Origin of the sequence: Methylobacterium sp. Leaf112, from assembly GCF_001423295.1 — a bacterium.
In the GTDB taxonomy this organism is placed as follows: Bacteria; Pseudomonadota; Alphaproteobacteria; order Rhizobiales; family Beijerinckiaceae; genus Methylobacterium.
Window position 1 is genome coordinate 157,312 of sequence record NZ_LMNG01000032.1, and the last position, 20,032, is coordinate 177,343.

The following is a 20,032-nucleotide window of genomic DNA, read 5'->3' on the forward strand; positions in this document are numbered from 1 at the left end:
GAAAAAGGCCGGCCCACGGGTGCGGGGCCGGCCTCTGGTTCGGTCCGAGCGATCAGCGCGCGGAGTTCGTGGACGGCTGGGTGTTGGCCGGGACGGTGCTGCCGGTGCTGGCGGGCATGTCCGACTTCAGGCCGTTGTTCGCCTGGCCGGGGGCGGCCGGGTTCTGGGCGCCGGCCCGGGTCTGCGACGCGTAGTCCGGCGGGGACTGCGAGCCCTGCCAGGTCATCAGGCCGACGATGGCCACCGCCAGGAGCGCAAGGCTCCCCAGCAGGACGGCGAGGACCGGCTTGCCCTTCTTGCCCTGGCGGGAATCCTGTCCGTGAAGCTGCTCTGCCATGTGACCTCTCGTGGATGGCGCCCAGGGCGAATCGCCCGGACGCGTGACTGTGTTCGGAGGTCAAACGCCGGGTCGGATCGGGAGTTCCTGCGCTCAGCGCCCCGTCACCAGCAGGATCTTGCCGAGATGCGCGCTGGATTCCATGAGTTCGTGGGCGCGGGCCGCGTCTTCGAGGGGGAAGGTCGCGTGGATGACCGGCCGGATCGTCCCGGCGTCGAGGAGGGGCCAGACATCCCGGGCGAGCCCCCGGGCGATGGCGGCCTTTTCGGATTTCGGCCGGGCCCGCAGGGTGGCGCCCGTGACGGTGAGGCGCTTCATCATGATCGGCGTCATGCTGAAGGCATCGACCTTGTAGCCCTGCATGAAGGCGATCTGGACGAGGCGCCCCTCGATGGCGAGCGCCGACAGGTTCTTGGCCAGATACGGCGCCCCCACCATGTCGAGGATCACGTCGACGCCGTTGCCGTCGGTCAGGGCCTTCACCCGCTCGACGAAATCCTCGTCGCGATAGTTGATGGCCGCCTCGGCGCCGAGATCGACGCAGAAGGCGCATTTCTCCGCCGAGCCCGCCGTGGCGAACACCCGGGCGCCGTGGTGCCGGGCGATCTGGATCGCCGTGGAGCCGATGCCGCTCGATCCGCCATGGACCAGGAAGGCCTCGCCGGGCTGGAGCCGGCCGCGCTCGATCACGGTGGAATAGACGGTAAAATAGGTCTCGGGGATGCCCGCGGCCTCGACCAGGGACAGGGGCGCGGGGCGCGGCAGGCACTGCCCGGCCTCCGCCACGGCGAACTCGGCGTAGCCGCCGCTGAGGGTGAGCGCGCAGACCTCGTCCCCGAGGCCGAGCCCCGTGACGCCCTCCCCCAGGGCCACGATCCGGCCGGCGACTTCGAGGCCGGGAATCTCCGTCGCGCCCTTCGGCGGCGGATACTTGCCCTCGCGCTGCTGGATGTCCGGCCGGTTCACCCCCGCGGCCACCACCTCGATGAGCACCTGCCCCGGCCCGGCCTCGGGCAGCCCCACCGTCTCGACGGCCAACACCTCCGGCCCGCCGGCGGCGGTGAACCGGATCTGGCGCATGGATTGGGGCAGGTTTTCGGGCAAGCTGGCGGTCATGGCGGGGTTCCCTTTGGCGTTGCCCGTCATGTGCGGTGGGGTGGGGTTTTGGCAAGGGATGGGGGTTTTTGGATGGGGGATTGGTTCCGGCTGGGTCTAACCCTCTTCACAAGGCCAGAAGGTCCGCTTTTCGGGCATGCTAATTTGCTGCTTTTGGCGGTTCCTGGCCGGAAGCCTTGGAACGAGGCAGACGAGCAAGCAAGTTGAGCTAGTGCCCCACCCGTATCGCCAGATACTCGCACGTGAATTCAAACTAGAAAAGGCCTCAGGCTAGAAAAGGCCTCAGGCGAAAACAGCAAACAAGCAGAGCGTTGGACTAGGATTAATTAAACTGTGAGTTGCAGGATTTATAAGACATTGGGACGCTGAGCAGCGAGAGCGAGTGGGCCGCGCGTCGAAAGAGTTTCATCTCGCCTGTTCTTCGCTTCCGCTGAAGAGACTTGCGTACATTTGTTCGATATAAGGGGCAACAACAGCGTTAACGGAAGCGTATTCGCCCTCCTTAAGAAGTTGATAGGGCTCGCTCAGATCTATAACGTGATCGAATTTTTCCGATGTGGCAGCTTCGATGCCAAGGATGATTTGCGAATGTTCTGGCAAGTTTCGGGATACGTATTCGATCATCTTCGGTAGGTTAGTCTCATCCTGTCCCTGCTGCTGAGGGGAGTCGATCACTAGGGGCACCACGAAAGACCCGTATTCGCCAAACGACGTTGCCCACAATGCAGCATAATACGCAAGGATCGACCTGGGACCGCCACTACCCGACACGTCAGGTCGACTGGTCAGACGCAGCTTCTTGGTGTCCACGATCGGTAGGTTCAAAGCGACCCGTGCCTGAGCGTACGAAGATCTAAAAAGACCCAGTATATCCTTCGAACGTTTGCGGCTTGTCAGCTCCTTCAGTTTGGCTTCATAAATTTCGATGGCGCTAAGCTTCTCGTCAATTTGCGCTTTCAAGCCTCGTAGTTCATTTTCGAACGCCACAAAGGCGACTTCCGCACCCATACTCTTGACCACATCATCGAATTTTAGGTCGCCGCGCCGGACTTCCAGCACTTGTGATATGTCCCAGTAGCTTCGGTCTAACTCATGCAAGCGCCTTCGTGTTCTCTCAAGCTCTTTACCAACTTTGCCGGAATCAGCCTGAAGACGGATAACTAGCTCTCGAAGGACTCGTGCATCTTCCGCGTAGTGCAGTATGTCCAAAAAAGTTCTATTGTGCTCCGCGCCGCATGTCGGACAGGTGAGCGTGTCGTGCGGTTCGGTGCGCAGGAACGAGGCGTCGCCATCGTAGGTTCGAAGCGCCTCCCGGGCCATCTGGACCTGTAGCTGCAGGCTGTCGAAAACTTCCTGATCTCGGACCTGGACGTTGCGCAGCTCCTCCTGTTGCCGATTGAGGCGCGTCACCTCTTCCGTAAGCCGGGAGACATCCTGCTCGAATATGTCGGGAACTGTCTTAGGACCGCTTAAAGGAAGTGTCTTCCCGAAGCGCTCCCGCACATGCAACACGAGCTTCTGTTCGCGTTGCAACTCGCGGAGTGCAGCTTGGGCAATATCTCTCAGAGCGCTCGTCTCATAATATTTCGGCGGCTTTACCCCCGTGAAATATTCAAGAATAGGCTGAACGGGCGCCTTGTATTGCTTGATGCTGGGAAAGGTGGACCAATTAGCATGCCAACTACCGTCTTGATTGATGTAGAACGGCAGGAAAAACGCGCGGGCATCGGCGCCAACGGCTTCCTGATTTCTGCCGGTCAGCACAAGGTTGAAGCCGATCAGATCGGCGAATGCCGCACCCCACTCCGAGGCGGCAGCGGTCGCGAGCAGACATCGACCGTCCGCCGTGAAGAGGGCCCGGTAGGATTGCTGCTGAAGGGCATGATAGCTCTCGCCATTCACGGAAAAACGGACGAGCGCGACCGCATTCTTGTCCCAACGATCAAGGCTGCCCTCGGGTCTCGCGCCAAGCGCCGTAAACAGCGACTTAATCAGACTTGATTTGCCCGTGTGATTTCGCCCCACCACTAGATTTCGTCGCGGACTGAACGTTATCTTCCGAGCCCGCCGCTCGTCCTGCGAGAGCAGATAGATGCTTTCGAATTTTAAGGTTTTCATATGATTTTGTCCGAAGGCTTCGTACAAGACGCCTCAGTTCAGGGCCACGCATTTGTTTATCGCTCTTATAGCAAAATGGGCTTGTAGTTCCGCCGATTTTTTCAATGGGAATATACCGGACAAATGCGCGAGGGCATCTTTGAAGAACGGCATAAGCTTCGATGAATCGTTATGATCCATTAGCCACTCGTCGCACGCAGCAGCAATTTGTATTTCCTCCGGCAGCATTTTGCCCATAACTTGCCTTCGGTAGATCGCAGCGACGGCAGCGCGAATGCTGGTCATTTCGATGATACCCATGCCCTCCTGCTGCAGCTGGGTCAGCCAGGCATTGAGAAAGAAATCGACGTCGACAACCTCTTCGAGCGTCCCTAGGGCAGCGATAAAATCGTCTCGAGAGTATCCATGCTGCGATTTCATGCCTTCGAAAGTTGAACACGTCGCAGTCTTAGCGCCGAGAGGGCCGATTTTCGCTAAAAGGCTGTCCACAAACGACTGGGCCTGCCCCGCATGTTTGGGACTTCTTCGTACGAGAAAGGAGTGCGCCTTTCCAACGGTGAAGACAGCCGTGCTGTCGACGGGAAGGTCCGCCTTTTCCAGAACAAGTCTGGATAGATCAGGGGGCGCGGTGCCTGGCTTGTGCAGCGAGGCCAGCGCTGATGTCAGCAGGTTACTGAAGTGCGCCGGAAGAGCTTCGAGCGCGACGGGTAGTGAGGTGGCAGCGTTCGAGCCGTCCGCCATGTCGATGTCGCAGCCGGCATTGGAAATGAAGCGACCGGCGCTTGCGAGCTGACTGAAGGCGTGGACGGCCGCATGCAGTTTGCCGATCGGGCTGTCCCCTACATCAGCGAGCGGCTTCGACGTCGGCTTGCCCTTTGTCTTGGCAGGCTTTGCCGGGTCGGGCGGTTGGTGCAGCTTCGTTAGGCCCGCCCAAGACCACTCGCCGCGGTCCTTCTTCTTGATCTGATAGAGGTCAATTCTCGTTGGGGCGTTAGGCGAGTCCAGGACAGCGATGTCTTGAATCGCTTCGAACAGGAAGAGAAAATCAGGCGCACTGCCCTCTTCGAGGACGAACATCTGAACGACAGCCCAGTTTCTCTGATACTCGACGCCTTTCTGCCCGTGCCCGCCGCCGGTTTCTATCAAGTCGGGGTCGCTGAACACGTCGATCAGTTCGATCAGAGCGTCGGCCGCCATCAATCCCTCTCAGCGGCTGAGATTTGCGTCTCAAGCATCGTCGCTCGGCATATTCTGCTCAATATCGACATTGAAGCCAAGCCTGATCATGGCGGTGATCTCAACGCGGTGCTTGGGCTTGCGGCGCCAAAACATCGACCGCCGCCGTTGGCGTGCACACCGACGGACCAGAGCTGCTCTACGCTCTCGATCGGCCGCGGGGCTGCAATCTCGTTCGTGGGCACGCCGTCACTGAGCTTCTTGGTCCGCGGTTACGCGAAGGACGATATCGGAACCAATGGATGTATACGAATACTTTTAGCTTGATGCATAGGCATAGAGCTGAGTGTCCACTTTGCGGTCCGGACCTAAGGTCCGTTTGCAGAGCAAACAGTCTATCGTTGCCTTTGCGGTTAGTATACGATTATTTCAAGTTGCTTGTGGGGAGGCGGGCCGTTCTACTGTGAGCTTGTCACGACTGTTAAGCGCAAACCCCAACCCCCAAAAAACCCTACCGCGTGCCGTACATCCGATCCCCCGCATCCCCCAGCCCCGGCACGATGTAGCCGTGGTCGTTGAGGTGGCTGTCGATGGCGGCGGTCCAGATCGGGACGTCGGGGTGGCTCGCCTGGAGATGGGCGATCCCCTCCGGGGCGGCGAGCAGGCAGACGAAGCGGAGGTCGTGGGCGCCGCGCGCCTTCAGGAGGGTGATGGCCGCCACCGCCGAATTGCCCGTGGCGAGCATCGGATCGAGGACCAGGACCGTGCGGTCGGCGAGGTCGGAGGGGGCCTTGAAGTAGTATTCCACCGCCTCCAGGCTCTCGGGATCGCGGTAGAGCCCCACATGGGCGACCCGGGCCGAGGGCATCAGCGACAGCATCCCGTCGAGGAAGCCCGTGCCCGCCCGCAGGATCGGCGCGAGGACGAGCTTCTTGCCGGCGATCTGCGGCGCCTGCATGGTCTGGATCGGCGTCTCGATGGTGACGGATTCCAGCGGCAGGTCGCGGGTGACCTCGTAGGCCAGCAGCATGCCGATCTCGTTGAGGATCTGGCGGAACCCCTTGGTGGAGCGCGCCTTGTCGCGCAGGAGCGTCAGCTTGTGCTGGACGAGGGGGTGGTCGACCACCCGAACCGCCGCGTTTGGCATCGCCCGCCCTCGTCCCCGGTCGGATCGGCGCAACGCGGACCCCAGGCGACGAGCCTTAGCGGATCGGCGCCGCGTCCGCATCCGGCCCCGCACCAAAAAGGGCTCCCGGCGTGATGCCGGAAGCCCCTTGTCGGATGGGACGGTCTCGGGTCGTTCAGACCGAGCGGGTCGAATCGGCGGCGCGCTTCTGGGCCATGTAGGCGTCGAATTCTTCGCGGTCCTTGGCGCGCTTCAGGCCCTCGACGTACTCGGAGAAAGCGCGGCTCTCCTCGGCCAGGGCCTTGCGCTGGGCGTCGAGCCGGTCGAGCTCGGCCTTGCGGTAATCGTCGAAGGCGCGGTTGCCCGTGGTGCCGACGCCGTTGGCCGCCTCGTAGGCGGCGGCGAAGCGCGAGCGCCCCGGCGTGCCGCCCGACTGCCAGGCCGAGCCCCAGGCGCTGCCGCGGTTGGCGAGCCCCCGCAACTCGCTCAAGGCCGGATAGCCCGCGACTTTCCAGGCCACGTAGGCGGCGGCGAGCGGCCACCAGTAAATGAAGCCCACCACGATGGCGCCGATCTCGAAGGACTTCTTGGGAAACGGGCCGCTGCGGCAGGCTTTGCCGGAGGCCCAGGGGGAGGTCGAGGATTGACTCACGGCTCACGTCTCCGATGTTAATGTGAACGACATTTACTTGCGGATGCGGCGGCGCGCTTTCAAGGGGGCGTGGCGCGGATTCGTGCGCGGTTCGCGCCCGACATTCGCCTCATCCAGGCGAACGCCGTTCCGCGGGTCGGCTGCGCCGTTCCATCCGGGGGCTTGCGCCGTTCCATCCTGGGGGGCGCGCCGTTCCATGGGGGCGTGGACCGGCGCACCGTGCCACGCATGCGCCGGGGGTGTTCACGTAAAGGTTGTGTTTCGGTTGCGCGGCGGTCGTGCGTCAGTCGCGGGCGCGCGCGGGTCCGGCGCCGTGCACGAGGGCGAGGACGCCGGCGCGCAGGAGCTCGTACTTGTCCGGCACGCCCGGCCCCTTCGGCAGGTGGCCGGAGGCGGCGAGCGTCGCCAGACCGTGGGACAGGGCCCAGACTTCGAGGGCGACGAAGCGCGGCGCCACCCCGCCGAAGCCCTCGGGAAAGGTCGATTGCAGGGCGTCCACCAGCAGGTCGAACGGGCTCGGCCGGGGCCCGGCCTCCGGGTTCGGCGCCCCCGCCGGCAGACCGCGGGTCTCGAAGATCGCCGCGTAGTAGCCCGGCTCCTCCTCGGCGAAGGCGAGGTACGCCTCCCCCATCCGGGTGAACCGCTCGAGCGGTGTGCCCTTCGCCGCCAGGGACCGCGCCAGGCGCTCTGCGAGGTCGGTGAAGCCGCGCCCCGCCACCTCCTCCAGCAGGGCCTCGCGCCCGCGGAAATGGCGGTAGAGGGCGGCCGGCGTCACCCCCACCAGGCGGGCCGCGTCCACCAGGGTGAACCCGCCGACGCCGCGCTCGGCGATGAACCGGCGCGCCGCCTCGATCAGGGCCTCCTTGAGGTTCCCGTGGTGGTAGCTGCGCCGGTCGTCGGGGCCTTCGCGCCAGGGTCGCACGCTGTTGTCCTCATCGGGTCCGCCCCATCATGACGGGCGAGAGCCCCCGTGGTTGCAGACCGGAGCCCTCCCCTAGCACGCGACCGTGAATTTTTAAGCCATCTCTGTCGATTAGTAGACAGACCGTACGCCATCGACGCAGGGGCGCAACAGGGCGCGATCCTAGATCCGGAAGATGGACCCCGCCGCCTCGCGCGCCGCATGCTTGGCGTCGCGGGCCGCTTCGAGGCGCGCGATCTCGCGCTGCAGGAGGGCGATGCGCTCGGCGAGATCGGCGACCGACAGGGTGTCGAGGGGCTCGCCCACCCGGTGGGCCGGGCTCGATTCCGGACGGGTCTCGTCGTCATCGCGCATGGTCTGTCCCTCTCCGTTTCATCGCCACGGCTGCCCCGCCCCGAGGGGCGCGAGACCGAGGTGGCGCGCCACCGTGGCGCCGATATCGGCGAAGGTCGCGCGTTCCCCGAGGGGGCCGGGCGCGATCCCGGGGCCGAAAGCCAGGATCGGCACCTGCTCGCGGGTGTGCTCGGTGCCCGCCCAGGTCGGGTCGTTGCCGTGGTCGGCGGTGACGATGCAGAGATCCCCGGCGCCCAGGACCGCGTGGATCTCCGGCACCCGCGCGTCGAAGGCCTCAAGCTCGGCGGCGTAGCCCGGCACGTCGCGGCGGTGGCCGTGCTCCGTATCGAAATCCACGAGGTTGAGGAACACGAGGCCGCCGTCCGGCAGATCGCGAAAAGCCCGGAGGGCGGCATCCAGGCAGGCGGCGTTGCCGGCGGGCTTGATCTCGCGGCCCGTCGCGCAGTGGGCGAAGATATCGCCGATCTTGCCGACGCTGACGACGCTGCGACCCGCCGCGGACAGACGGTCGAGCAGGGTCTCGCCCGGCGGCTCGACGGCGTAATCCTTGCGGTTGGCCGTCCGGCGGAACCCCGCCTCCGGCGACCCCACGAAGGGCCGGGCGATGACGCGAGCGACCCGGTACGTGTCGCACAGGTCGCGGGCGATGCCGCAGGTGGCGTCGAGGCGCTCCAGGCCGAAATGGGTCTCGTGGGCGGCGATCTGGAACACGCTGTCGGCCGAGGTGTAGCAGATCGGCTTGCCGGTCCGGATGTGCTCGGCGCCGTAGCGCTCGAGGATCGCCGTGCCGGCGGCGTGGCAATCGCCGAGGATGCCGGGCAGATTCGCCCGCGCGACGAGGGCCTCTACGAGGGCCCGGGGGAAGGCCGGAATCGTGTCGGGGAAGTGGCCCCACGGATCGAGGACGGGCACGCCCGCGATCTCCCAATGGCCCGAGGGCGTGTCCTTGCCGGCGGCCGTCTCGGCGGCGTGGCCGTAGGCGCCCGTGACCGGGTCGGTGGGGGCGAGGTTCGGTGGGATGCGCCCTGTGGCGCCTTCCGCCGCGAGGCCGAGGCCCAGCGCCGTGAGGTTCGGCAGGCGCAAGGGGCCGGCGCGCAGGCCGGTCCGGTCGCCGTGCCCGGCGGCGCAGGCCTCCGCGATGTGGCCGAGGGTGTCCGAGCCGGCATCCCCATAGGAGGCCGCGTCGGGCGCGCCGCCGATGCCGACGGAATCGAGGACGACGAGGAGGGCGCGCGGCATGGGGCGTCTCAGGCCGGGACCGGATCGGCGACCATTTCGCTGCGCAGGTCGAAGGCGGCGGCGAACAGGGCCTGGGTGTAGGGGTGGCGCGGATGGGAGAAGATCGCCTCGGCGGCCCCCTCTTCGACCACGCGGCCGTTCTGCATGACGAGAACGTGGTTCGCCAAGGCGCGGACCACCTTGAGATCGTGGCTGATGAACAGGTAGGCGAGGCCGCGCTCGCGCTGGAGGTCGCGCAGAAGGGTGACGATCTGCGCCTGGACCGAACGGTCGAGGGCCGAGGTCGGCTCGTCGAGGACGACGAATTTCGGCTTGAGCACGATGGCGCGCGCGATGGCGATGCGCTGGCGCTGACCGCCGGAGAATTCGTGCGGATAGCGGTCCATGGTCGCCGGATCGAGGCCGACATCGGTGAGCGCGCCCGCCACCACCGCCTGGCGTTCGGCCCGGCTCTTCGCGGCGCCCTGTACCACCAGGCCCTCGGCGATGATGTCGCCGACGGTCATGCGCGGGGAGAGGGAGCCGTAGGGGTCCTGGAACACCACCTGCATGTCGTGGCGGAACGGGCGCATGGCCGCCGGGGACAGGCCGGCGATGGACTGGCCGAGGAAGACGATGGGCCCCTCGCAGCCCGTCAGCCTGAGGAGCGCGAGGCCCAGGGTGGTCTTGCCGGAACCCGATTCGCCGACCACCCCCACGGTCTCGCCGGCCCGGACCCGGAGGGACACGCCATCCACGGCCTTCACGTGGCTCGTGGTGCGCCGGAGAAGCCCCTGGCGGATGGGAAACCACACCTTCAAGGGCCCGGCGGCGAGGAGCTCGGATGCGCCCTCCGCGACCGGGTTGGCGCGGCCCGTCGGCTCGGCGGCCAGCAGCCGCTGCGTGTAGGGGTGCTGCGGCCGGGCGAAAATCTCGGCCGTTTCCCCCGCCTCGACGATGCGCCCTTCCAGCATCACGCAGACGGAGGTGGCGATGCGCTGCACGATGCCGAGATCGTGGGTGATGAACAGCATCGCCATGCCGAGGCGCTTCTGCAGGTCGGCCAGCAGCGTGAGGATCTGTGCCTGCACGGTGACGTCGAGAGCCGTCGTCGGCTCGTCGGCCACCAGCAGGTCGGGCTCGCAAGCGAGCGCCATGGCGATCATCACCCGCTGGCGCTGGCCGCCGGAGAGCTCGTGCGGATAGGCGGCGAGGCGCCGTTCGGCGTCACGCAGGCCGACGAGGTCGAGGAGTTCGAGGATTCGCGCCCGCGCTTTCCGACCCGAGAGCCCGCGATGCACCTCCAGCACCTCGCCGATCTGCCGCTCGATGCTGTGGAGCGGGTTGAGGGAAGTCATCGGCTCTTGGAACACCATGGTGATGTCCGCGCCGCGCACCTTGCGCAACTCACGCTCGGGCAACGTCAGGAGGTCCCGCCCCCGGAACAGGATGCGTCCGCCCGGGTGGTGGGCGCTGCCGTCGAGGAGGCGCAGGATCGACAGGGCGGTGACCGACTTGCCGGAGCCGGATTCGCCCACCAGCGCCAGGGTCTCGCCGGGCGCGATGGCGAAGCTCACGCCGTCCACCGCCCGGGTCTCGCGCTCGCGGGAGCGGAAGGCCACGGACAGGTCCTGAACCTCGAGCAGCGTGTCGGTCATCGGGCGCAGGTGATCCGGGGGGAGGTGATCCAGCGGGAGGTGATCCGGGGAAAGGTCATGGGAGCGAGCCGGGCTGGGGAGGTCTCGAAGCGGTTATAGCGCGCACGATGGCGATGGGCGAACGCCGATGCGTGATTGATCGGACCGCCGCGCACGCTACAACACCACCGGTGATCTCCCTGCGCTCCGCCCTCCCCGCCCTCGCGCTCCTCCTCGCCGGCGCGGCCTCCGCCTCGGCGGCCCCATCGGAGGGAGGCGAGACCGTGGAGCAGGCCCTGTGCCGCCTCATCGAATCCTCCGCGAAGACGCGCGCCCTCCCCGTCCCGTTCCTGACCCGCCTGATCTGGCGCGAGAGCGCTTTTCGCGTGGGCGCTGTCAGCCCCGTCGGCGCGCAGGGCATCGCGCAGTTCATGCCCGGCACGGCGCGCGAGCGCGGCCTCGCCGATCCGTTCGATCCCGAGCAGGCGATCCCGCACGCGGCCCATCTGCTGGCCGACCTCAACCGGCAGTTCGGCAATCTCGGCCTCGCGGCAGCGGCCTATAACGGCGGCCCGGGCCGGGTCTCGGCGTGGCTCGCCGGCACCGGTGGCCTGCCTGCGGAGACGCGCAACTACGTTCTGGCGATCACCGGGGCGCCGGCGGAGGATTGGCGCGCGGGCGCCGGCATCGAGATGCCGCCGAGCGAGAACAAGGATGAGAAGGCCGACGCGGCCAAGAAACCCGAGGCCGAGAAGAGCTGCCTCCAGGTGACGGCGGCCCTGCGCGTCCCGTCGCGCGGCGATCGCTTCGCGTTGGGCGGCAACGAGGGGCCGGCGGCGCCCTGGGGCATCCAGCTCGCGGGCAACTTCTCGAAGGCCTTGGCTCTCCAGAGTTTCGCCCGGACACGCCAGCTCTACACAGGTGTGATCGGCGAGGTTCGGCCGATGATCATCGGCACACGCCTGCGCAATCGCGGCACTCGGGCCTTCTACCGCATCCGAATTCCCGCCCAGAGCCGCGAGGCCGCAGACAAATTATGCGGACGGATTCGTGGGGTCGGTGGCGCCTGCCTCGTCCTGCGCACGTAACTCCGGCGATCACGATGCCGATTGTCAGCATGGGTGCCATGAAACCGCCGTGTGCGCCCTGTCACAGGAAGGCAACGCCGCCTTCAGAGAGATGCATGACCCGGGTATTCACCGTCCTTGCCGGCTTCATCGGTCTCGCTCTGCTCGCCGTAGGGGTGACGGCCTGTTCGCCCCTCGCGCTGTTCGACGCCATCGGCCCGCGTGACGACGGCGGGCGCCTCACCGTCCGCAACGCGTCCTTCGGCCCCAACCCGCGCCAGCGCCTCGATGTGTTCACTCCCGTGGCCGGCACCGGCGGCGCCCCCGTGCTGGTGTTCTTCTATGGCGGCTCCTGGAAGAACGGCACGAAGGAGGATTACGCCTTCGTCGGTCAGGCGCTCGCGGCTCAGGGCTTCGTGACGGTGCTGCCCGATTATCGGCTCTACCCGGAGGTGCGCTTCCCCGACTTCCTCGACGACGGGGCCGCCGCCATCGCCTGGGTGCGCGACAACATCGCCCAGTATGGCGGCGATCCGCGCCGGATCGTGCTGGCCGGCCATTCGGCGGGCGCCTACAACGCGGTGATGCTGGGGCTCGATCCGCGCTACCTGCGTCGGGCCGGCGTCGATCCGAAGATCGTGCGGGCGGTGGCCGGCCTGTCCGGTCCCTACGATTTCCTTCCCCTCGATGCCGGCACCGCCACCGAGGTCTTCGGCGAGGCCCGCGACAAGGCGGCGACCCAGCCGGTGACCTTCGCCGGGCCGCACTCGCCCCCGGCCTACCTCGCCACCGGTGACGGCGACACCACCGTGCGCCCGAGCAACACCCGCAACCTGGCTGCCCGCCTGCGCGAGGCCCGGGTGCCCGTGCAGGAGCGAGTCTATGCCGGCCTCGATCACTCCGACACCCTGCTGGCGCTCTCGGTGACGTTCCGCTCCAAGGCCCCGGCGCTCGCCGAGATGGCCGCCTTCCTCCGCCAACATGCCGGCGGCGAGCGCGTCCCGTCTCGGACGGTGAACCGCTGACGGCACGGCCGGAGGATCACCCCCGCCGCAGTTTGTCCCGCGCCGCCTTGTGGTCCGGCGCGTCGGAGAAGGCCCGATGCATCGCCCACCACAGGGGCGTACGGGCGAACGCCTCGTCGAGGGGCAGGGCCCGCTGCGTCAATCCGTCGGCCCGGCGGCGCTGCGGGTTGGTGTTGAGCCAAGTGTTGGCGTTGGTGATGTCCCAGGTCAGTACGTTGAGGGTCGCGGGCTCGTCCAGCACAACGTCGAGGAAGCGCCGGGCGAGGTCCGAGACGGCCCGGTCCCGGGCCGGCAGATCGGCGGGGAAATCCCGGTCGTTGACGTCGAACTCCGTCACCTCGATGGCGAGGCCGAGCCCGGCCACGTCGCGCAGGAAACGGCGGAGTTTGTCCTGGTCGAGGGGATGCCTGGCGTAGAGGTGGCCCTGCAGGCCGAGGCGCCGGATCGGCACGCCGCGCCGAACCATTCCTTCCAAGGTCCTCAGCACCATGGCGCGGCGCGGCGCGATCCAATCGGCGTCGAGTTCGAGGTCGTTCTCGTTCCAGACCCCGGCCGCACCGGGGTCGGCCTCGTGCAGGATCGTGAAGGCGCGGTCGACATAGCCCGAGCCGAGGGCTGCGAGCCAGGGGCTCGCCCGCAGCCCGTCGGCGCGTCCGGAATCGGGCCCGCAGATCTCGTTGACCACGTCCCAGGCCTCGATCCGGCAGCGATAGCGCCCCGCCATGGCGCCGATCCATTCGCGCAGGAAGCCTTCCGCGTCCCGGGCGATGCGCTCCTGCGCCCAGGCGGGGATGCCTTCGTGCCAGACGAGGGTATGGCCGCGCAGGCACTGACCGTTGCCCTGTGCGAACGCGACGGTCTCGTCGGCGAACGAGAAGTCGATGGGGCCGGGCGCCCGCCACGCATAGGCGAGCTTCATGGCGTTCTCCGGCACCAGGACCCCGCATTCCCGGGCGAGCGCCCGTCCGTAGGCGGGATTCTGGCGCAGGGGTGTGATGTTCACGGCGGAACCGTAGGCGATGCCCTTGCGTGCCGCCGCCGCGTTGAGGCCATCGGCCGACCACGCCCCCCGGGCCGCCGCCGAGACCGGCCCGGCCGCCAAAGCGAGGGCGCCGACCCTCAGCAGATCGCGACGGCTCGGCATCAGTTCTCTTCCGGTGGAATCGGGCGCGGGCGCCGGTCTGGTCCGATGGCCACGAAGGTGAACAGCCCCTCGGTGACCTTCATGGTCACCTCGCCCTCGCGCTCGCGGCGCCAGACCTCGGCCTGGATGCGCATGGAGGTGCGCCCGACCTTCACGATCCAGGCGTAGATGCTGACTTCGTCGCCGACGAAGACCGGGCTGTGGAAGGTCATCGCCTCGGCCGAGATGGTGGCGCAACGGCCCCGCGAGCGCCGGGCCGCGACGTTGCCGGCGGCGAGATCCATCTGGCCCATGAGCCAGCCGCCGAAGATGTCGCCGGCCGGATTGGTATCGGCCGGCATGGCGATGGTTCGGATCACCGGTGGCCCCCGATCCGTCGGCTGATGGGTCGGATGGGGGGCGGGGTCGCGGCGGGACATGGTGTCGATCCGGTGGCGAAGGAGGCAGCCCGTCGCAAGCCGCGCGCCGCGGACCGTACGATCACTCCGGCAGGGTGAACACCACCAGGGCGTCGCCGGTGCCGAAACCCGACCCCTTGGTGAACGACGCGCCCCCCGCCGCCACGGCAACGTATTGCCGGCCGTCCAACGCGTAGGTAATCGGCGGGCCGCCGATGCCGGCGCCGCACTGGAAGCGCCACAGGATCGCCCCCGTCTTCGCATCGTGAGCGTCGAGGTGGCCGTCCTCCTCGCCCGAGAAGACGAGGCCGCCGGCGGTGGCCAGGGTCCCCCCGGAGAGGCGGCTCCCCGCTTTCACCGACCATTTGATCGCACCTTCGCGGGCCAGATCCACGGCCGTGAGGGTGCTGAACGAGGGCTCGCCCTGGGCCTCCGTGGTCTCGGTGTAGCGGATCGCCGGGCGGTTCCCCGAGGCCGGCACCGTCCGGACCACGTAGGTCGTCGCCCCGTGCCGGACCTGGGCGTAGGCGGTGGCGGCCAAGGGGTCGTAGGCGACGGGGTGCCAGGAGATGGCGCCCAACGGCCCCGGGCTCACCACCGTACCGGCGGGCGTCGGTGGGGCGTAGAGATTCTTCTGGGTGACGAGGGGCGCTGAGCGGGTCAGCAGCTTTCCGTCCGTCCGGTCGTGGACGTAGAGCCAGCCGGTCTTGCTCGCCTGCGCCACGGCCTTCACCGGGCCCGTCGGGGTGGTGTGGTCGAGGAGGAAGGGCGGGCTCGCCACATCGTAGCCCCACTCGTCGTGGGGCACCTGCTGGTAGTACCAGCGCAGCTGGCCGGTGGCCGCGTCGAGGGCGACGAGGCTCATGGTGTAGAGGTTGTCGCCCGGTCGCGAGAGTCCGAAATTCTGCGGCGCCGGGTTGCCGGTGCCGACGTAGATCAGGCCGAGGTCGGCATCGTAGGCCGGGGTCATCCACAGCGATCCGCCGCCGACCTTCCAGGCATCCCGGTGGTTCGGGGCCGCTGCTTTTTCGGCGGCGATGTCGCGGTGGAGCGGCACCCCGTCGGGGGTCCTGTCGACGAACCCGCCCTCCCAGTCGTCGGCCTTGGTGACGTACCAGCGCCAGCGCTCCGCCCCGGTCTTCGCGTCGTAGGCGGCGAGCCATCCGCGCCGGCCGTAGCCGCCCTCGATGCCCACGACGGCGCCGCCGTCGAGGCCGCCCTTCTCGTCCTCGACATGGAGGCCGTAGCCGGCCCCGGCCACGCCGACGATGACGAGGCCGTTCGCCACCAGGGGCGGCATCTTGAAGCCGAGCCGGCTCGATCCCTGGACGGTGCCGGCCCCCAGGGTGCCCGCCAGGGCCGATGCGGTCTCGGACTCGCCCTCCTCCGGGCGCACGGCCTCGTGGTCCCACACCACTTTGCCGGTCTTGGCATCCAGCGCGATCACGCGCCCGTCCATGGTGGCCTCGAACACGAGGCCGTCCGCGACCGCGACTCCGCGGTTCGAGGGTGGCCCGAAAATCTTCTCCGTGCGGGCCTTGTGGACGTAGGTCCAGCGCACGGCACCGGTCTTCGCGTCCAGGGCCGCGACGTGGTTCTGCGTCGTCGAGACGTAGAGGGTGCCGTCCACCATCACGGGCTCGGCCTGGAAATAGCCGGTGATGCCGGTCTGGAAGATCCAGGCCGGGCGCAGGCGCCCGACGTTGCCGGTGTCGATGGCGGTGAGGCCCGAGAAGTGGCGGTTGGTGTGGTCGCTGCCGAACATCGGCCAATCCTCGGCCACACACGGGGCGAGGCCCGCGACGATCAGGGGGCTCGCGAGGACGAACGGGACGGCGAGCAGCCGGCGAGTGGTGCGGCGGACCATGGCGTTCTCCTCGTCCCATATTCCTGGGGGCGACTGCGTCACCCGCGTGCCCCGTCACGGATGCAACGGTCCGATCCCTATCGCAATGTACGGCGGCGCGCCCTCGCGTCGAGGGCAAGGCCGAGGCCGAGCATCAGCGCGAGACCGCCGAGGTTGACTGCGATCTGAAGGGGCCAGACCGGTTCGAAGGTCCGGTACAGGATCCGGCCGATGAGGGCCGCCATGCAGCCGGCCGCGAAGATTTCCAGGGAGTTCCGGCCGCAGGCATCGAACGGTCGAAGCCAGCGTAGCCCGGAGAGCCGCATGACGGCCGGCGAGGCGAAGACAAGGCTCGTCAGGACCAGGATGTGGAGGAGGCGCAGGGGCGCGACGCGGCTCTTGTCCGGCGGGCTCATGGCGAGGGGCCGCAGGTCGGGCAGGCCCCAATCCCCCCAGGGAAACGCCTGCAGCAGGGCGCACAGCAGGTAGATCCAAGCCGCGGCGGTGAGAAGCGAATGCCGAGGCAGGAGTCCGTCGCGCGCCTGGACCGCGACGCTGAGGGCGGCGCCGATCACGAACAGGAACTGCCACGCGAACGGGTTGAAGTACCATCCGTCGTCCACGGCGGCCGCGTTGGGGAGGTTGAGCGTGTGGTCGACGTTCGCGGCGAGCCAGATCAGGCCCGAGAGGCCGAGGGTGCCCCACAGAGTGCGTCGCAGGCCCGCATAGATCAGCGGAAACAACCCCAGCAGTAGGATGTAGAGCGGCAGGATGTCGAGGTAGTTCGGCAGAGCGTTGAGCATCAGCCCGCGCACGGCCCCCGGCAGCAGGCCCATGTCGAGGAGCGCCCGCACCCCGAAGCGCGGGACGAGGCCGGTGAGGTCCATCCAGACCCGCACGATGAGCAGCGTCGCCAGGAGCAGCCCCGCCTGGAACAGGTAGATCTTCAGGCAGCGCCACCCGATGCGCGTGAGCGTGGCTCTGGTGCCCGCGCGCCGGAACAGGCCGCCATAGGCCACCATCGCGGAGTAGCCAGCCAGCAGCACGAAGATCTCGGCCGCATCGGAGAATCCGAAATTGTGGAGGGTGAGCAGGGCCGGCGCGTTGCGCGGAATGTGATCGATGAAGATCGTCAGCAGGGCGAGGCCGCGGATCACGTCGATGCGTGCGTCGCGGCTTCGCGGCGGTGAGGGCGAGAGGACGACGTTCGGGGCCCGGCGCGGTGGAGCGTCCACCGTAGCGGGACCGAGACCGGTCAGCGCATCACCGACAGGCTCGTGAGCCAGAGCCGGTAGAGCCGGGGCCAGAGGGCGACGGACGCCTCGGCGCTGCCGATGCCGAAGCCGTGCCCGCCGACGGCGAACCGATGATATTCCACCATGACCTTGGCCCCCCGGCACGCCTCGTCGAGGATACGGCTTTGCTGGGGATTGACCACCCGATCGTCGTCCGCCTGCACGAGAAAGATCGATGGGCAATCGGGGCCGACATGGGTGTGAAGCGACCAGGCCGCGCGCGCCTCCTGCGTCGGCGTCTCTCCGACGAGGGACCGGCGGGTGTTCGTGGTGTCGAAGGGGGGCTGCAGGCTCACGACGGGATAGATCAGCGCCGCGAAATCAGGCCGCGCCGAGAGTTCGTCGACGGCGTCGACGGGTGTGTAGGCGCGGAAGGTGGAGCGGGCCGCGACCATGCCGCAGAGGTGGCCACCGGCCGAGAAGCCCATCACGCCGATGCGGCCGGGATCGAGGCCGAACCGCTCGGCATTGGCGCGAATCACCCGCAGGGCGCGCTGTCCGTCCTGCATCGCGACGACGGGACCGTCGGCCCAGTTCTCGCTCGGGAGCCGGTACGTCAGCACGAAGGCCGTGATGCCCTGCGACGCCAAAAGGTAGGCCGCCGGATAGGCCTCCTTCACGAGGCCGATGCGGCGGTACCCGCCGCCGCCCGCGACGAGCACCGCCGCGCCGCTGGGCTTCTGCGGAAGGAAGACTTCGAGGACCGGGGTGGAAACGTTCGATACCGCGCCGCTGCCATCCTCGACCTGGGGCCCCGACGGTCCGCCGCCGCCCGGCGGTAGATCCGGCCAGAGGGTGAGGCGGGCGAGGCCTCCGGCCGCATAAGCCCCCGGAATCAGCGCCGCCGCCGCGCCAAGACCCATCATCACGGCACGGCGGCCGGGCCGGGACAGTTCGTTCGCCACGCAGCCCCTCCGGACGCCCTTGCGCACAAGCAAAGGGGTGGCGCCCGGATTCCGTTCCATCGGCCCGGCGAACCGGGCCGACACGTCAGCGGAAGGCCATCACCAGTGCGCCGACGGCGATGCCCCATAGGGCCAGTGTCGACCAGATGGCGCGCCGTCTTGTGGCACGCGCGAAGGCGTCGAGGCGGTCGGCATTCCCGGTTCCCGATTCGTCGAGGCGTACGAGGATGCGGCGCAGGCGCTGGGCCAGATCGGGCAGGTCCGAGATGACGTCGGTCAGCGTCAGGGCTGCGCGCCCCACACCCTCGATGCGGCCCAGTGGGCCGAGATTGCGGGCGATCCAGCTGCGTACCACGGGCTCGGCCCCGGTCCACATGTCGAGCTGAGGATCCAGCGAGCGGGCGACGCCCTCCACCACCACCATGGTTTTCTGGAGCATCACCAGCTCCGTGCGGGTCCGCATGTCGAACAGGGCGGTGATGTCGAACAGCAGGGTCAGCACCTTGGCCATGGAGATCTCGTCGGCCCGGCGCTGATGGATCGGCTCGCCGATGGCGCGGATGGCTTGGGCGAAATCGTCCACGGAATGGTGCGCGGGCACGTAGCCGGCCTCGAAATGCACCTGCGCCACGCGCTTGTAGTCGCGCAGGATGAAGCCGAGCAGGATCTCGGCGAGGAAGCGCCGCTCAGGATGCCCGAGGCGGCCCATGATGCCGAAATCCACCGCTACCAGGGTGCCGGTCGGATCGACGAACAGGTTCCCGGGATGCATGTCGGCGTGGAAGAAGCCGTCCCGGATGGCGTGGCGCAGGAACGACTGGATCACCGCGCGTCCGAGCGCCCGCGGGTCGTGTCCGGCGGCCACGATGGCGGCCCGGTCGTTGAGGCGGATGCCCTCGATCCACTCGCTCGACAGGACGTCGCGGGCGGTGAGTTCCCAATCGGGCCGAGGCACCCGGAAATCGGCATCGTCCTTCGTGTTGTGGGCGAGCTCCGACATGGCCGCCGCCTCGAGGCGGAAATCCATCTCCATGGTGACGGAGCGGGCCAGGATCTCCACCACCTCGCGCGGGCGCAGGCGCTCGGCTTCCGGCGACAGGGCGTGGACGATGCGGGCGAGGAACCGCATGACTTCCAGATCGCGCTGGAAGCGCTCGCGCACCCCCGGCCGCATGATCTTGACGGCGAGCACCCGCTCGGCGCCGTCCGGGTCGATGACGTGCGCTTTGTGGACCTGGGCGATGGAGGCCGCCGCGATGGGCGGGCTGAACGAGACGAACAGGGAGGAAACCGGCTTGCCGAACGCCGCCTCGACGACCTGGAGAGCCACTTCCTGCGGGAAGGGCGGCACCCGGTCCTGCAGGGTCTCGAGATCGCGCGCGGCATGCATGCCGACGATGTCGGGCCGGGTGGCGAGGAACTGCCCGAACTTGACGTAGGACGGCCCGAGCCGGGTCAGCGCCCGCTGCAGAGGGGCGGCCCCGGTTCCGAGGCCGCGGCGCTCCAGCATTCGTCCGACCCGGAGGGCGAAGCGCAGGTGAGGCGGCAGGTCGCGGGAATCGACGAGGGACAGGCCGCCCTCGCGGGCGAGGACGAAACCCACATGGGCGCCGCGGACGAGGGAGCGGAGCATCAGGCCATCCGCCGATCTCTGTCTCGCATCGTCGTTTCCTGGGGGCCGAACGCCGCCCGGCCC

The 20,032-nt window shown here is 67.9% G+C and carries 18 protein-coding genes; 2 read left to right on the top strand and 16 right to left on the bottom strand.

What is annotated here, in order from left to right:
* Window positions 1-52: 52 nt before the first annotated feature.
* From ASF52_RS19135 to ASF52_RS19180, 10 genes are all read right to left on the bottom strand, one after another.
* Complete coding sequence (locus ASF52_RS19135) at window positions 53-337, bottom strand: hypothetical protein (protein WP_056175471.1); 285 nt, start codon at window positions 335-337, stop codon at window positions 53-55.
* A gap of 93 nt (window positions 338-430) precedes the next feature.
* The gene (locus ASF52_RS19140) at window positions 431-1,453 is read right to left on the bottom strand and encodes an NAD(P)H-quinone oxidoreductase (protein ID WP_443136703.1); all 1,023 of its coding nucleotides are present in this window, start codon (window positions 1,451-1,453) and stop codon (window positions 431-433) included.
* Window positions 1,454-1,858: 405 nt separating this feature from the next.
* The gene (locus ASF52_RS19145; protein WP_156630236.1) at window positions 1,859-3,598 is read right to left on the bottom strand and encodes a hypothetical protein; all 1,740 of its coding nucleotides are present in this window, start codon (window positions 3,596-3,598) and stop codon (window positions 1,859-1,861) included.
* A gap of 6 nt (window positions 3,599-3,604) precedes the next feature.
* Window positions 3,605-4,768: a dsDNA nuclease domain-containing protein gene (locus ASF52_RS19150; protein ID WP_056175477.1), complete on the bottom strand. Its 1,164-nt coding sequence runs from the start codon at window positions 4,766-4,768 to the stop codon at window positions 3,605-3,607.
* 490 nt (window positions 4,769-5,258) lie between these two features.
* Window positions 5,259-5,894: a uracil phosphoribosyltransferase gene (upp, locus tag ASF52_RS19155; RefSeq protein ID WP_056175480.1), complete on the bottom strand. Its 636-nt coding sequence runs from the start codon at window positions 5,892-5,894 to the stop codon at window positions 5,259-5,261.
* Between the two features lie 154 nt (window positions 5,895-6,048).
* Window positions 6,049-6,525, bottom strand: coding sequence for a DUF2852 domain-containing protein (locus ASF52_RS19160; RefSeq protein ID WP_056175483.1), 477 nt, complete (start codon window positions 6,523-6,525; stop codon window positions 6,049-6,051).
* 283 nt (window positions 6,526-6,808) lie between these two features.
* Window positions 6,809-7,447 (bottom strand): TetR/AcrR family transcriptional regulator, encoded by a 639-nt coding sequence (locus ASF52_RS19165; protein ID WP_056175487.1) that lies wholly within the window; start codon window positions 7,445-7,447, stop codon window positions 6,809-6,811.
* Between the two features lie 162 nt (window positions 7,448-7,609).
* Complete coding sequence (locus ASF52_RS19170; protein ID WP_056175489.1) at window positions 7,610-7,801, bottom strand: DUF1192 domain-containing protein; 192 nt, start codon at window positions 7,799-7,801, stop codon at window positions 7,610-7,612.
* A gap of 18 nt (window positions 7,802-7,819) precedes the next feature.
* A complete protein-coding gene (locus ASF52_RS19175; RefSeq protein WP_056175492.1) occupies window positions 7,820-9,040 on the bottom strand; it encodes a phosphopentomutase in 1,221 nt (406 codons plus the stop codon).
* An 8-nt stretch (window positions 9,041-9,048) separates the two neighbouring features.
* Window positions 9,049-10,677: an ABC transporter ATP-binding protein gene (locus ASF52_RS19180; RefSeq protein WP_056175496.1), complete on the bottom strand. Its 1,629-nt coding sequence runs from the start codon at window positions 10,675-10,677 to the stop codon at window positions 9,049-9,051.
* A gap of 131 nt (window positions 10,678-10,808) precedes the next feature.
* Here ASF52_RS19180 and ASF52_RS19185 point away from each other — a divergent pair, with 131 nt between their 5' ends.
* On the top strand, window positions 10,809-11,744 hold the full coding sequence (locus ASF52_RS19185; protein ID WP_443136704.1) for a lytic transglycosylase domain-containing protein: 936 nt from the start codon (window positions 10,809-10,811) through the stop codon (window positions 11,742-11,744).
* A 95-nt stretch (window positions 11,745-11,839) separates the two neighbouring features.
* Window positions 11,840-12,748, top strand: a complete 909-nt coding sequence (locus ASF52_RS19190; protein ID WP_056175503.1) for an alpha/beta hydrolase — start codon at window positions 11,840-11,842, stop codon at window positions 12,746-12,748.
* A 16-nt stretch (window positions 12,749-12,764) separates the two neighbouring features.
* Here the strand turns inward: ASF52_RS19190 and ASF52_RS19195 are convergent, their stop codons facing one another.
* The 6 genes from ASF52_RS19195 to ubiB all read right to left on the bottom strand — a co-directional run bounded on the left by ASF52_RS19195 (window position 12,765) and on the right by ubiB (window position 19,969).
* Window positions 12,765-13,892, bottom strand: a complete 1,128-nt coding sequence (locus ASF52_RS19195) for an endo-1,4-beta-xylanase (RefSeq protein WP_056175506.1) — start codon at window positions 13,890-13,892, stop codon at window positions 12,765-12,767.
* A complete protein-coding gene (locus ASF52_RS19200; protein WP_056175509.1) occupies window positions 13,892-14,311 on the bottom strand; it encodes an acyl-CoA thioesterase in 420 nt (139 codons plus the stop codon). The genes ASF52_RS19195 and ASF52_RS19200 overlap by 1 nt, the downstream gene beginning before the upstream one ends.
* Window positions 14,312-14,372: 61 nt before the next feature.
* Window positions 14,373-16,157 carry a pyrroloquinoline quinone-dependent dehydrogenase gene (locus ASF52_RS19205; RefSeq protein ID WP_056175512.1) on the bottom strand — a complete coding sequence of 595 codons (1,785 nt, stop codon included), beginning with the start codon at window positions 16,155-16,157 and terminating at the stop codon, window positions 14,373-14,375.
* A gap of 77 nt (window positions 16,158-16,234) precedes the next feature.
* Entirely contained in the window at window positions 16,235-17,293 is a 1,059-nt protein-coding gene (locus tag ASF52_RS19210; protein WP_244473872.1) for an OpgC domain-containing protein, read from the bottom strand.
* Between the two features lie 98 nt (window positions 17,294-17,391).
* Window positions 17,392-18,297, bottom strand: coding sequence for an alpha/beta hydrolase (locus tag ASF52_RS19215; protein WP_056175692.1), 906 nt, complete (start codon window positions 18,295-18,297; stop codon window positions 17,392-17,394).
* A 124-nt stretch (window positions 18,298-18,421) separates the two neighbouring features.
* Window positions 18,422-19,969 (bottom strand): 2-polyprenylphenol 6-hydroxylase, encoded by a 1,548-nt coding sequence (gene ubiB / locus ASF52_RS19220; protein WP_056175518.1) that lies wholly within the window; start codon window positions 19,967-19,969, stop codon window positions 18,422-18,424.
* Window positions 19,970-20,032 lie beyond the last annotated feature (63 nt).

Bases quoted from the DNA above. Each gene is read 5' to 3' on its own strand.
- ASF52_RS19195 (WP_056175506.1), bottom strand. From the start codon at position 13,892: ATGCCGAGCCGTCGCGATCTGCTGAGGGTCGGCGCCCTCGCTTTGGCG.
- ASF52_RS19180 (WP_056175496.1), bottom strand. From the start codon at position 10,677: ATGACCGACACGCTGCTCGAGGTTCAGGACCTGTCCGTGGCCTTCCGC.
- ubiB (WP_056175518.1), bottom strand. From the start codon at position 19,969: ATGCTCCGCTCCCTCGTCCGCGGCGCCCATGTGGGTTTCGTCCTCGCC.
- ASF52_RS19150 (WP_056175477.1), bottom strand. From the start codon at position 4,768: ATGGCGGCCGACGCTCTGATCGAACTGATCGACGTGTTCAGCGACCCC.
- upp (WP_056175480.1), bottom strand. From the start codon at position 5,894: ATGCCAAACGCGGCGGTTCGGGTGGTCGACCACCCCCTCGTCCAGCAC.
- ASF52_RS19205 (WP_056175512.1), bottom strand. From the start codon at position 16,157: ATGGTCCGCCGCACCACTCGCCGGCTGCTCGCCGTCCCGTTCGTCCTC.
- ASF52_RS19175 (WP_056175492.1), bottom strand. From the start codon at position 9,040: ATGCCGCGCGCCCTCCTCGTCGTCCTCGATTCCGTCGGCATCGGCGGC.
- ASF52_RS19170 (WP_056175489.1), bottom strand. From the start codon at position 7,801: ATGCGCGATGACGACGAGACCCGTCCGGAATCGAGCCCGGCCCACCGG.
- ASF52_RS19200 (WP_056175509.1), bottom strand. From the start codon at position 14,311: ATGTCCCGCCGCGACCCCGCCCCCCATCCGACCCATCAGCCGACGGAT.
- ASF52_RS19190 (WP_056175503.1), top strand. From the start codon at position 11,840: ATGACCCGGGTATTCACCGTCCTTGCCGGCTTCATCGGTCTCGCTCTG.
- ASF52_RS19215 (WP_056175692.1), bottom strand. From the start codon at position 18,297: ATGATGGGTCTTGGCGCGGCGGCGGCGCTGATTCCGGGGGCTTATGCG.
- ASF52_RS19135 (WP_056175471.1), bottom strand. From the start codon at position 337: ATGGCAGAGCAGCTTCACGGACAGGATTCCCGCCAGGGCAAGAAGGGC.
- ASF52_RS19140 (WP_443136703.1), bottom strand. From the start codon at position 1,453: ATGACCGCCAGCTTGCCCGAAAACCTGCCCCAATCCATGCGCCAGATC.